General features: G+C 36.5%; 13 protein-coding genes and 1 other annotated feature (1 of these 14 cut by a window edge). Of the genes, 12 read left to right on the top strand and 1 reads right to left on the bottom strand.

Features of this window, described 5'->3' with window-relative positions:
* Positions 1-181: a binding site (T-box leader), on the top strand; it begins 54 nt to the left of the window's first position.
* Positions 182-265: 84 nt separating this feature from the next.
* From thrS to rplT, 5 genes are all read left to right on the top strand, one after another.
* Positions 266-2,200 (top strand): threonine--tRNA ligase, encoded by a 1,935-nt coding sequence (gene thrS, locus DF281_RS04355; RefSeq protein WP_109349024.1) that lies wholly within the window; start codon positions 266-268, stop codon positions 2,198-2,200.
* An 83-nt stretch (positions 2,201-2,283) separates the two neighbouring features.
* Positions 2,284-3,057, top strand: coding sequence for a GH25 family lysozyme (locus DF281_RS04350; protein ID WP_166636080.1), 774 nt, complete (start codon positions 2,284-2,286; stop codon positions 3,055-3,057).
* A gap of 297 nt (positions 3,058-3,354) precedes the next feature.
* Positions 3,355-3,858: a translation initiation factor IF-3 gene (gene infC, locus DF281_RS04345; RefSeq protein WP_109349022.1), complete on the top strand. Its 504-nt coding sequence runs from the start codon at positions 3,355-3,357 to the stop codon at positions 3,856-3,858.
* Positions 3,859-3,893: 35 nt separating this feature from the next.
* Positions 3,894-4,094, top strand: coding sequence for a 50S ribosomal protein L35 (gene rpmI, locus DF281_RS04340; RefSeq protein ID WP_109349021.1), 201 nt, complete (start codon positions 3,894-3,896; stop codon positions 4,092-4,094).
* Between the two features lie 51 nt (positions 4,095-4,145).
* A complete protein-coding gene (gene rplT / locus DF281_RS04335; RefSeq protein WP_109349020.1) occupies positions 4,146-4,505 on the top strand; it encodes a 50S ribosomal protein L20 in 360 nt (119 codons plus the stop codon).
* 265 nt (positions 4,506-4,770) lie between these two features.
* On the opposite strand, the gene DF281_RS04330 is transcribed toward rplT, so the two are convergent.
* Positions 4,771-5,208, bottom strand: coding sequence for an RrF2 family transcriptional regulator (locus DF281_RS04330; RefSeq protein WP_109349019.1), 438 nt, complete (start codon positions 5,206-5,208; stop codon positions 4,771-4,773).
* A 172-nt stretch (positions 5,209-5,380) separates the two neighbouring features.
* Here DF281_RS04330 and hmpA point away from each other — a divergent pair, with 172 nt between their 5' ends.
* The 7 genes from hmpA (at position 5,381) to argF (ending at position 13,302) form a co-directional block, all read left to right on the top strand.
* Positions 5,381-6,541, top strand: a complete 1,161-nt coding sequence (hmpA, locus tag DF281_RS04325) for an NO-inducible flavohemoprotein (protein WP_109349065.1) — start codon at positions 5,381-5,383, stop codon at positions 6,539-6,541.
* Positions 6,542-6,780: 239 nt separating this feature from the next.
* A complete protein-coding gene (locus DF281_RS04320) occupies positions 6,781-8,268 on the top strand; it encodes a DUF5776 domain-containing protein (RefSeq protein ID WP_109349018.1) in 1,488 nt (495 codons plus the stop codon).
* Positions 8,269-8,506: 238 nt separating this feature from the next.
* A complete protein-coding gene (locus DF281_RS04315; RefSeq protein ID WP_166636079.1) occupies positions 8,507-10,009 on the top strand; it encodes a DUF5776 domain-containing protein in 1,503 nt (500 codons plus the stop codon).
* A gap of 100 nt (positions 10,010-10,109) precedes the next feature.
* Entirely contained in the window at positions 10,110-10,364 is a 255-nt protein-coding gene (locus DF281_RS04310) for a DUF1294 domain-containing protein (protein WP_109349016.1), read from the top strand.
* 13 nt (positions 10,365-10,377) lie between these two features.
* A complete protein-coding gene (locus DF281_RS04305; protein WP_109349015.1) occupies positions 10,378-10,863 on the top strand; it encodes a dUTP diphosphatase in 486 nt (161 codons plus the stop codon).
* 45 nt (positions 10,864-10,908) lie between these two features.
* Positions 10,909-11,994 (top strand): M42 family metallopeptidase, encoded by a 1,086-nt coding sequence (locus DF281_RS04300; RefSeq protein ID WP_109349014.1) that lies wholly within the window; start codon positions 10,909-10,911, stop codon positions 11,992-11,994.
* Between the two features lie 342 nt (positions 11,995-12,336).
* On the top strand, positions 12,337-13,302 hold the full coding sequence (gene argF / locus DF281_RS04295) for an ornithine carbamoyltransferase (RefSeq protein WP_109349013.1): 966 nt from the start codon (positions 12,337-12,339) through the stop codon (positions 13,300-13,302).
* Positions 13,303-13,320: the final 18 nt, after the last annotated feature.

Here is a 13,320-nt window from a genome sequence, read left to right as displayed (position 1 = left end):
AGCGGTGTGAGTATTCCAGTGACGGCTAATGATTTACCACCTTGGAGCAGCGACAGTGAAATCCTAGTAATTGTCGACGGTAGCGGCCCGTTAGCCGATCGAGAGCTTCGTCTTTGCAAGAGGTTTATTTTTGCATGGAAGGAAGAAGGGTGGAACCACGAGCGTACGCATCGTCCCTTTTTGGGATGGTGCTTTTTTGTGTTCAAAAACGATCTCCGACTTGTGGCCCAGAGCTTTCGAAATAATAAAAAGGAGAGAATAAACTATGGCAGACATGATCAAATTAACTTTCCCAGACGGGTCAGTAAAAGAGTATGAAAAAGGTATTACTACAGATGCAGTTGCAGCAGCAATTAGCCCAGGATTACGAAAAAAAGCAATCGTTGGTAAATTTAACGGAGAATTAGTGGATACTAAAACACCTTTAAACGAAGACGGTACAATCGCGATTATTACACCAGCTGATTCAGAAGCTTTAGAAGTGTTACGTCACTCTACAGCCCACTTATTAGCACAAGCTGTAAAACGCCTATTCCCAGGAATTAAATTAGGGATTGGTCCAGTAATTGAAGGTGGATTCTACTATGATATGGACGCACCAGAACCAATTACTTCAGAAGATTTCGCTAAAATTGAAAAAGAAATGAAAAAAATCATTGCAGAAAACGTAGAAGTAGTACGTCACGATGTTTCTCGTGCCGAAGCTCAACGTCGTTTTGCTGAAATCGATGATGAATATAAATTAGAATTATTAGAAGCAATTCCAGAAGATGAACAAGTATCAATTTACGAACAAGGCGATTTCTTCGACCTTTGCCGTGGTGTACACGTTCCTTCAACTAATAAAATTAAAGAGTTCAAACTTCTTTCAATCGCAGGTGCTTATTGGAGAGGGAACTCAGATAATAAAATGTTACAACGTATTTACGGTACAGCATTCTTCACGAAAGATGAGTTAAAACATCATCTACAAATGCTTGAAGAAGCAAAAGAACGTGATCACCGTAAAATTGGTAAAGAATTAGAAATCTTTACAAACAGCCAATTAGTAGGGCAAGGTCTTCCACTTTGGTTACCAAATGGTGCGACGATCCGCCGTACAATCGAGCGCTACATCGTTGATAAAGAATTAGCACTAGGGTACAAACATGTATATACTCCAGTACTAGGTTCTAAATCACTTTATGAAACTTCTGGTCACTGGGATCATTACCAAGAAGATATGTTCCCACCAATGGAAGTAGATCACGAAACATTCGTATTACGTCCAATGAACTGTCCTCACCATATGATGGTTTATAAATCAGCAATGCGTTCATACCGCGACCTACCATTACGTATCGCGGAATTAGGAACGATGCACCGTTACGAAATGTCTGGTGCTGTATCAGGATTACAACGTGTACGTGGCATGACTTTAAATGATGCGCATCTTTTCGTACGTCCAGATCAAATCAAAGAAGAATTCAAAAAAGTGGTTGAATTAGTTCAATCAGTTTATAAAGACTTCAACCTTGAAGATTATGAATTCCGCCTTTCTTACCGTGATCCAGAAGATACTGAGAAATACTTCGATGACGATGACATGTGGGAAAAAGCACAACGCATGCTAAAAGAAGCGATGGATGAACTTGGTCTAGATTACTATGAAGCAGATGGCGAAGCAGCATTCTACGGTCCAAAACTTGATGTTCAAGTGAAAACTGCAATCGGTAAACAAGAAACTCTATCTACAGTTCAATTAGACTTCTTATTACCAGAACGTTTCGACCTGAACTTCGTTGGTGATGATGGTAAACAACATCGTCCAGTCGTAATTCACCGTGGTGTTGTATCAACTATGGAACGTTTCGTAGCCTTCTTAATTGAAGAATACAAAGGCGCATTCCCTGCATGGTTAGCTCCAGTTCAAGTACAAGTAATTCCTGTATCAAACGAAGTTCACTTCGACTATGCAAAACAAGTTGAAGAGAAATTAGTTGCTGCTGGTGTTCGTGTAGAAATGGATTACCGTGAAGAAAAATTAGGATACAAAATCCGTGAAGCACAAATGCAAAAAATTCCTTACATGCTTGTATTAGGTGATAAAGAAGTTGAATCGAATGGCGTAAACGTTCGTCGTTACGGCTCGAAAGATTCAGAAACAGTATCATTAGATGAGTTTGTAGCATCAATCATTAAAGAGATTACTGTAAAATAATGTTTCATTCAGACCTTATTAATTTCGATTAATGAGGTCTGTTTTTTTTACTTTCTTCTATATAGTAGGTAGGAGGGATGTTCATGAAGAAAATAGTCGATTTATCCAAGTGGCAAAATAAAGTGAATTATAATGAACTAGGGAAGGAATGCAGTTTGGCCATCTTACGTGTGCAAGATGGTTCCGTTGTGAAAGATTCGATGTATGGCATTCATGCTAAGGGATGCGAGTCAATGTGTATTCCATATGGCGTGTATGCTTTTGCTCGTTTCACGTCTACAGAAGATGCGAAAGTGGAGGCGAAAGACTTTTATGCTCGAGCGAATGTTTATGGGAAGCCTTTATTTTACGTAATTGATGTCGAAATGAAGACAATGGGGAATATGCGAGCTGGTGCGGAAGCTTATTTACAACAGTTGCGACTTTTAGGAGCGGAGAAAATAGGAATCTACATCGCGCATCATGAATATGAAGATTTTAATATTAAGACAAGTTCAGCAGACTTTATTTGGTTGCCACGTTATCATCAAAACGGGCGAGATCTTATTGCACCAAAATACAAATGTGATTTACATCAATATACGGATCGAGGGAAAATTGCGGGTATTACTGGGTCGGTTGATTTAAATCGACTGACAGGGACGAAATCATTGCAATGGTTTCTTGGAGAGGATCAGTCGTATAGAGTGACGGCAAATCACTTGAATATTAGGGAGCAACCTTCGATGAGTGGGAAAATAGTAGGGACGCTTTCTAAAAGTGGAAAAGTAATCGTTTTAAGCGTAGATGAAAACGGTTGGGCTGAAACTAAATATAAATCAAAAAAAGCCTATGTTTTTCGAAGTTATTTAGACTGAAGTGGTTGACAGCTTATCATTATAGTGTTAATATAAGTGAGGTTAACAAATACAAAAGTTTGTGGTTGAAGTAGAGGCTGCCCGCTTCTCACCTGAGTCTCGATCCTCAATAGAGGTATTGACAGGTTAATTGATGAATCGAACATGCAATTTCGCATGTCAACATATACGCGGGCGGACATTTCGACAAATGTCCGCCTTTTTCTATGGACATCGAAATTTCTGTTCCGACAGGGCTTCCTGGCCCAAACAAAGTATTTCAATACTACATGGAGGTGGATTGTTATTAGCAAAGACATGTATGTAAACGAAGGTATTCGTGCTCGTGAATTACGTGTAATCGATCACAATGGTGATCAACTAGGCGTTAAAACTCGTAACGATGCTTTACAACTTGCAGAACGTGCAAATTTGGATCTTGTCCTTGTGGCTCCGCAAGCCAAGCCACCAGTTGCTCGTGTTATGGATTACGGTAAATTCAAATTTGAACAACAAAAGAAAGATCGTGAAGTTCGAAAAAATCAAAAGATTATTGAACTTAAAGAAGTCCGACTTTCACCAACGATTGATGAACATGACTTCCAAACGAAGTTACGTAACGGAATCAAATTCCTTGAAAAAGGAGACAAAGTTAAGGCATCTATCCGCTTTAAAGGTCGTGCGATTACGCACAAAGAGATCGGTCAACGCGTTTTAGATCGCTTTGCTGAGGCTTGTTCAGAAGTAGCCACTGTTGAACAGCGTGCGAAAATGGAAGGCCGAAGTATGTTCTTGCTCTTAGCACCTAAGGTCGAGAAATAATTTTATAGAGTTTATAGTAATAGGAGGAAATCCAAATGCCAAAAATGAAAACACACCGTGGCGCTGCAAAACGCTTTAAAAGAACTGGTACTGGTAAATTAAAACGTGACCGTGCATACGGCTCTCACTTATTTGCTAACAAATCTACAAAAGCAAAACGTCATCTTAACAAACAATCATTAGTATCATCTGGTGATTACAAACGCATCAAATCTTTATTAGCTTACATGAAATAAGAATAACATACATTATTTATCAACAAGGTAAATAACAGGAGGTAATGAACTATGCCACGCGTAAAAGGCGGAATAGTGTCGCGCAAGCGTCGTAAAAAGGTTTTAAAATTAGCAAAAGGTTATTACGGTTCAAAACACACACTTTATAAAGTAGCGAACCAAGCAGTAATGAAGTCTGGTCAATATGCATACCGTGACCGTCGTCAAAAGAAACGTGATTTCCGTAAATTATGGATCACTCGTATCAACGCAGCAGCACGTATTAACGGTCTTTCTTACAGCCGTCTAATGCACGGTTTAAAACTTGCTGAAATCGAAGTTAACCGTAAAATGTTAGCTGAATTAGCTGTAAATGATGCAGCTGCTTTCGCACAATTAGCTGAAACTGCTAAAACTGCAATTGCAAAATAATTCATGCATTCAGGCATGTTGAAAGAGTAGAGTCTTCGGACTTTGCTCTTTTTTATTTTAGGTAATTTTCGAATTGGACGACGCTTTCTGCGAGTAGGACTTCAGCTCGTGCTGTTCCCGCAGAAGTCGCACCAAAACATTAAATAATATATGTGCATTATTTTAGATAAATTACGATCAATAACATTGAACTAACTCCTAACAAACCTTTTTTGAAAGCAATTGAAAAATAAAATCATGAGATTGAATTCAATCTCATGATTAGTTAGTCATTAAATAATATTGCCGCTAAGTCTTCTTTTGAAGTAAGGAAGTCGCTTAAATGATAGGAATCAAGGACAGCAATATAGGCATGTAAAGCTTTATTCAAAGCCCCTTTTAAACTACAGACAGGCGAAATGATACAGCCGACTGATTCAGGGTTAAAACATTCCACTAAATAAAAATCCTCTTCCGTTTTTCGAACGAGTTGACCTATATTAATTTCTTCAGGTACAACAGCTAAACGAATACCACCGCCACGACCTCGAACCGTTTCGATATATCCCATCTTTCCTAGCTCATGTGTAACCTTCATTAAATGATTTTTTGAAATACCGTATGAATCAGAAATATTTTGAATAGTGGAAAGTTCCTCAGGATCCTTAGCACCTAAATAGAGCAATACACGTAATGAGTAATCAGTATATAAAGTTAGTCTCACCTGACTCACCTCCAAGTATGATATCTATTATACCATGTCTACGGAAAACTTCGTGAATTTTAAAGATGTATTTCAAATATGTCTTTTCTGTTAAAAATGTATTTTACATATTGCTTTAAATCGAAAAGAGGACTATTCTATGAGTGTAAACAAAAATGAGAGGGTGATTGATATGTTATCACAACATACAATGGACATCGTAAAATCAACAGCACCAGTATTAGAAGTACACGGAGTTACAATTACTAAAACCTTTTATAAAAATTTATTCGAAGAACACCCTGCACTATTAAATATTTTTAATCATACAAATCAAGCGCAAGGCAGACAACAAACAGCGTTAGCAAATACAGTATATGCGGCTGCAGTTCATATTGAAAATTTACCAGCAATTATCCCAGTCGTGAAACAAATTGCTCAAAAACATAGAAGTTTAGGTGTATTACCTGAACATTATCCAATTGTAGGGGAGTTCTTATTACGCGCGATCAAAGAAGTATTAGGAGATGCTGCAACGGATGAAATCATTCAAGCTTGGGGCGAAGCTTATGGCGTGATCGCAGATGTATTCATCCAAGAAGAAGAGGCACTCTATACAGAAGCCGAAAATAAATCAGGTGGTTTCCGAGGATTTAAAGAATTTGAAGTTGTGAATCGTGTAGCTGAAAATGCTTTGATCACATCATTCTATTTAAAACCAAAAGATGGCAGTGCTTTGCCAGAGTACTTACCTGGCCAGTTCATTACAGTTCAAGTATCAATCCCAGGTGAAGAATATACGATGAACCGTCAATACAGTTTATCAAAAGCATTTGATGGAGAAAACTATCGTATCTCGGTGAAAAAAGATGTGAAAAATACGCCAAATGGTAAAGTATCAAATTATTTAGGTGAAAATCTTCAAGTTGGCGACACGCTACCAATTAGTGTACCAGCAGGAACTTTCGTTTATGAAAATACAGAAAAACCTGTCACATTTATCGCAGGTGGAGTCGGCGCTACACCGCTACTAAGCATGTATCATGAAGCAGCAAAAGGAAATCATTCCGTTCAGTTTATTCATAGTGCAAGTCATTTAAATGAGCTAGCATTTGAATGTGAATTGAGCCAAGTAGCAATGACAAATGAAAATGCGTCATACAATGCAATTGCAACGGACCAACTTGGTAAAATATCTGCACAATTCTTAAAAGAAAATGTTGATTTGAACGGTGAATTCTACCTTTGTGGTCCAGTCGGCTTTATGCAAATGGTCATTAATGAACTAGATGAGTTAGGTGTATCAAGAGAACAAGTTCACTATGAATTCTTTGGGCCAGCATTAACAATTTAAGTTAAAAATAACTTCACTTTTGTAAATGAAAATTTTACGAAAGTGGAGTATTTTTTTTGAAAAAAGATGGTTCTATAGAAATGTGATAAAAAAACTAAATAATTACCAAATGCAATCGATATGACATTAATATGTAATAAAAGTAATGAAATAGAATTGCTGTTGTATTATACGAGTGCTAAAATGGGAATAATTGATTATAATATAAAAAGACTTTAGAACTAGGAAGGATTGACAGAATGAAGAAGATTTTAATGCTCTTATTTATACTTTCATTATCAGTTGTTTTCGGACTAGCTTTTACTAATGAAGCGAAAGCTTACGAAAATACTGCAAAACCTGAGAGTACAGTTCCATGGGAATACCCAAGCAATAAATTATTACAAAAACAATCTGCTGACGCGCCATTGATTGCCGATATTTCAAAATGGCAGGGCAATATTGATTGGGATAAAGCAGCCGCAGCGCTAGATTTAGTCATTATCCGAACACAGGACGGAATTAGTGTAGAAGATTATATGCATAAATCATATGAAAGTGCAGCGAAACGTCAAGATCTTCCTTTTGGGGTATATTCATTCGTAAGAGCGGGAACACCAGCGGAAGCAAGAGCAGAAGCGAGAGCTTTCTACAACCGCGCAAGTAAAAATACTGAATTCTATGTTCTCGATGTAGAAGTAAAAACAAATAAAAATGGTTACTCTATGCGTAGAGTAGTGAATGAGTATGTAAAAGAGTTACGTGAACTAACAGATAAGAAAATCGGACTATATGTGGCGAACCATTTATACAGTTCATTTAATTTAGATACATCGAAATTTGAATTTGTATGGATTCCACGTTATGGCTATACATCACCAGCTTATAACCACCAACTATGGCAGTATACAAGTAGTGGTCGAGTTCCAGGAATTAACGGTAATGTAGATTTAAACAGACTTGCAAATGGCACGAAATTAGAATTTTTCACGAATAAGATTTCACAAACTTCAAATTCAGAACTAGTGAAAAAATACTATGTGATGAATCCTAAATATGTCATTTTGAAAAAGAAGGTAAAAGCATATAAAAAACGTGACCTAGTTAGTAAAAACTACAAAAAAACATATGCAGAAGGTTCTGTCCTAAAAGTTGAAAAAATCACAAAATCATCTGCGGGTACACCAAGATTAGAATTATCTAATGGCCTTTTCGTTACAGCAAGTAAAGCACTTGTATTAAAAACAACTGCAGCAAAAGCAGAAGGTTTTTACACAGCAGATGACAAAGTGAAGAAGATTATTACTAAGAAAGAGCTATACATTTATGATTCTTCTACTTCAAATAGAAAACCAGAAAAAATCCCTCAATACACAATTTTTAATGTTAATAAAGTAGTTTATAATGGTTCAGGGCAAAACAGATTCCAAATTCTAAGTGGTAAATTTGTATCAGCGAGTAAAAATGATGTAATTGAAGCACCAAGTACAATCGAAAACTATTACCGCGATGTAACGCATCATTTACAAACAAAAAAGAAAATGAAAATGTATGAAACATTAATGTTTGGTGAAGAAAATGATGATAATGCAGAGAATAAACCGGTGGATGTGGCAATCGGCACGAATATCCAAGTAGTAGGCATTGAATATAATAAGCTTGGTTATCCTAGATTTAGATTAGATAATGGTAAATATGTCTCAGCGAAGAAAACTTTATACAAAGAAATCCCTTGGTATGAGCAGTAAATCAAAAGCAAATCACAATCTGTGATTTGCTTTTTTTGTCTATTGTTACAAAAGGTATATTTATAGGTCTATTATTACAAGTTTTTCAGAAATGTAATGTTTTTTTAATATTTGAAAAGGAAATGATGTTAAAACATGTCACAAAAATAGTGTTTTTTTTGGTATTCTAGTAATAGTCAGTTAGATATAGGAAATTTGAATGAAGAGACTGTCAACAAGAAAAGGAGAGATACAAAAAATGAAAGTAGCTTTTAAATGGGCTTTACCATTCGTTATGCTTATTATTGCAACATTTAGTATGCATAGTATGAATGCAACTGCCGCTACAAATGATGATGTCACTGAAGAATTAGCGCCGGCTAATCCTGATAGTAAATCAAAGTGGGAAGGTAAGCCATTTGTCACAGATTTAACAAAACCGCAACCGAAGATGTTAAGAGCTTCTGCGAATGATCCAGTAGTAGTAGATATTTCTCATCACCAAGGCAATATTAATTGGTCTCAATTTTCAAAAGCGGCTGATTTAGCGATTATTCGCACACAATATGGTAGTGTTCTTGAAGATCGTCAACATAAAACATATGAAAGCCAAGCAACAAAATACGGCGTACCATATGGTGTATATGCATACTTCTTAGCAACTGATGAAGCAGATGCAAAAGTTGAAGCACGCGATTTCTACAAACGAGCAGGTAAAGACGCTAAATTCTACGTTGTCGATGTAGAAGAAGATACAAGTACAGAGAAAAATCCGAAAAGAATGCGCGCAATCACGAGTTCATTCATTGCGGAATTACGTAAATTAACAGATAAAAAAATTGGTATTTACGTAGGACATCATACATATAATCAATTCAATTTAGATATGTCTAAAGCTGATTTTGTATGGATTCCACGTTATGGTAATTTGAAACCAGCTTTCAAACATGATATTTGGCAGTATACTGATAAAGGTAGAATTGCCGGTGTACCAGGATATGTTGATTTGAACAAACTGGTTGGAACGAAGGAATTAAGTTTCTATACGAAAGATGTCCAAAAACCTGTCGAACCTTCAAAACCGAAATACTATACAACGAATCCTAAAAAAGTAGCGATTAAAAAAGCTGTAGCGAATTATGATTCTACAACATTCAATGACAATACGAAAATCGGTCGATATGATCGTAATGAAATTGTCGAAGTCGAAAAAATTGTATTAACGAAAAGTGGAACGCCACGACTTAAACTAGACGATGGTACTTATATTACATCGAATATGGATTATGTTGTGAAAACACGTTCTAATATTGAAGATTATACAACTGTAGTGCCGAAGAAAGTTATTTTACAAACAACTCAAAGTGCATATAAATCAACGAACTTTGTAGCAAAAAATAAATTGGCGACTTATTCACCAAATACAATTTTCACAATTAGTGATATTAAATACACTTCAAAAGGGACACCTGTATTAAAAACAATTTCAGGCTACTATATTAGTGCATTAAAAACGAATACACGTAAAGTTGTAAACAATGTAACGGATTATTTATATATTAATCCTAAAAAAATCGTAACAACTTCTAAAGTGAATGAGTACACAACTGTGAGCTTTAAAGAGAAAACAGGTACAGCCTATGCAAAAGGTAAAACATTGACTGTTACTGGCGTTCGCTGGTCTTCGAATGGAACGCCACGCTTAAAGTTAGGTTCAGGTAAATATATTACTGCAAATAAGAAGTACGTAAAAATTAAATAGTAGTAGAGTAGAGATTGCGAGTAGTTGGCAATTTCTACTTTTTTTGTTGCCTTTCGACACATACCGTATGCTAGAATAATAGTAGTAAAGAAGGGTGACTATGTGGCTTATAATATGTAGTATTTGTAGTTTTATTCAGATGGGCTATGATAAAAGAAAAGCAATCAAAAGAGAATGGCGCGTACCAGAGAAATCGCTATGGTTACTAGCCTTAATCGGCGGAGCTCCTGGCGCATTTCTAGGGATGATTGTGTTCCGGCACAAAATTAAAAAAATGAAATTCGTTGTTGGATTCACACTTTTAATGCTGATTGATTTCGTCATTTACGGCTCATTCTATTTTGACCTAATTTGAGAGGATGTAAAAAATGAACTTACAAAAATTATTTACAATGCAAGAACAATTAGATGCGTATATTGTGGAGACGAAAAAAATCGACTTTGATGTATTTCGTGAAAAAACTTTAGCTTTATTAGTAGAGCTAGGAGAACTTGCGAATGAAACACGTTGCTTTAAATTTTGGAGTGAAAAAGGACCTTCGGAAGATGCAGTTATTTTAGAGGAATTCGTAGATTCGATCCACTTCCTTTTATCATTAGGCATTATGCGTGACTTCACGCACTTAGAAGAGTGGCCGAAAGATGCAAGAGAAAATTCATTAACAGAACTATTTTTGCAAACTCAAAAATCAATTATTGTCTTTGCAGATGATGTTACGCTACCAAACTATGAAGAAATTTGGAAATGCTATGGCGCAATTGCTCGCTCATTAAAATTTGATGAGGAAAGTATTATCCAAGCATATATTTCGAAAAACGAAGAAAATTATGCGAGACAGCGTACAGGATACTAACTTCTATTGTATAATAGAGAAGATTATGACAAAGGGGGTTATTGTATGCAATTAGATGCTACTTTAACAATGTTAAAAGAATTAACGGATGCGAGAGCTATTGCTGGTAATGAAAAAGAAGCACGCGAAGTCATGAAGAAATATATTGAACCATATGCGAATTCAATCGAAACGGATGGTTTAGGTTCATTAATCGCTAAAAAAGTTGGCGATGAAAAAGGTCCGAAAATTATGGTAGCGGGTCACCTAGATGAAGTTGGATTCATGGTTACACAAATCGATGACAAAGGGTTTATCAAATTCCAAACTGTTGGTGGTTGGTGGAGTCAAGTAATGTTAGCGCAGCGCGTACAAATTATTACACGTTCTGGCGAAACAATTACGGGTGTAATCGGTTCGAAACCACCACATATTCTACCTGCTGAGCAACGTAATAAAGCAGCGGATATTAAGCAAATGTTCATCGACATTGGTGCAACTTCTAAAGAAGAAGTTATGGAGTGGGGTGTACGTCCTGGCGACATGATCGCACCTTATTTTGAATTCACTGTTATGAAAAATGAGAAATTCCTTTTAGCAAAAGCTTGGGATAATCGTATCGGTTGTGCAATTGCGATTGAAGTATTAAAAGGATTAGAAAATGAAAACCACCCGAATATCGTTTATGGTTGTGGCGTAGTGCAAGAAGAAGTGGGTCTTCGTGGATCTAAAACTGCAACGCACCAAATCAATCCGGATATCGGTTTTGCAGTAGACGTTGGCATCGCTGGTGATACGCCAGGAGTTTCACCGTCAGAAGCAGCTTCGAAAATGGGTGATGGTCCACAAATTATCGTTTATGATGGTTCAATGGTTGGCCATAAAGGATTACGCGATTTAGTTGTGCAAACAGCAGAAGATGCGAGAATCCCTTATCAATACGAAGCAATTCCTGGTGGCGGTACGGATGCAGGTTCAATTCATATTACTGCAAATGGTGTACCAGCACTTTCAATCGGTATTGCGACTCGTTATATCCACTCGCACGCAGGCGTTTTACATCGCGATGATTTTGACAACGCAGTAAAATTAGTCATCGAAGTAATCAAAAAACTAGATGCAGATACAGTAAATGCAATCACGTTTGACTAGTATTTTGGGGGTAGTTTTATAATAAAATGCCCCCTCCAAGTTAGGTATGATTTCTGTGAAGGTTTAAATTAAATTTGTGATTATATGAATAAAATAATTACTTTAATCGTCGTAAAAAAAGTTCAAAAGGTATAATAGGAAAAGGAGTCGCAGTAGAATGCGATTCCTTTTTTTATTCAATAAATGTATAATTGGTAATGGGGTTCAAGCTGATTATCCTTTTAAATGCTGATAATTATACATTTGTTGAAAAAACCTAAAAACATAAAAATGCATTTGACAGAATAAATATACATAACTATAATAGGATATACAAACATACAAATAAAGGGAGAGATTCATATGAAATTATTAGAAGAAGTTCAATTACAAATTGTAGATAGTTTAAAAGGGAAGGATTTACTATCACTTGCTGATTATACAAGTGAAGAAGTTCAGCAATTAATTGATTTAGCCATCCAATTAAAAACGATTACGAAGGCAGGTAAATGCTCAACTTTATTAGAAGGTAAAACATTAGCGATGATCTTCGAGAAAAACTCTACGCGTACACGTATTTCATTCGAAGTAGGTATGCATCAATTAGGTGGTAAAGGAATGTTTATGAATGCGCGTGATTTACAAATCGGGCGTGGTGAATCTGTCCACGATACAGCTCATGTCATGTCAGGTTATGTAGACGGTATTATGATTCGAGCGAATTCACATGCGATGGTCGCTGAATTGGCAGAGCATGCTTCAATTCCTGTCATTAACGGATTAACGGATTTAGCACACCCTTGTCAGGCATTAGCTGATTTAGAAACAATCAAAGAAGTAAAAGGTGAATTTAAAGGGTTGAAACTAGCTTATATTGGTGATGGAAATAATGTTGCACACTCACTTGTTGTAGCGGCAGCTCATGTTGGAATGGACGTTGTTGTGGCTTCACCAACAAACTACGAACCTTCTGGAGAAGCGATGAAAATTGCTACGGAAATCGCAACACAAAATGGTAGTACAGTGACATTTACGAATGATCCATTTGAAGCTGCGAAAGATGCGGACGTTATTTATACAGATGTTTGGACTTCAATGGGCCAAGAAGAGGAATCAGCAAAACGTCTAAAAGATTTTGAAGGATTCCAAATTTCTGAAGCGCTTGTAGCAAATGCGAAAGCGGATTATATGTTCCTGCACTGCTTACCTGCTCATCGTGAAGAAGAAGTAGCGACAACAATAATTGATGGCGACAACTCCTATATTTTCCAACAAGCTGAAAATCGTCTGCATGCTCAAAAAGCTGTGTTAGTATCGGTTTTAGGTTAAAAAACATCGAGTTCCTCT

This window comes from Kurthia zopfii, assembly GCF_003143955.1.
Lineage (GTDB): Bacteria > Bacillota > Bacilli > Bacillales_A > Planococcaceae > Kurthia > Kurthia zopfii.
Note: the sequence above shows the minus strand (reverse complement) of the source record. Positions and strands in the feature narration are given on the sequence as shown.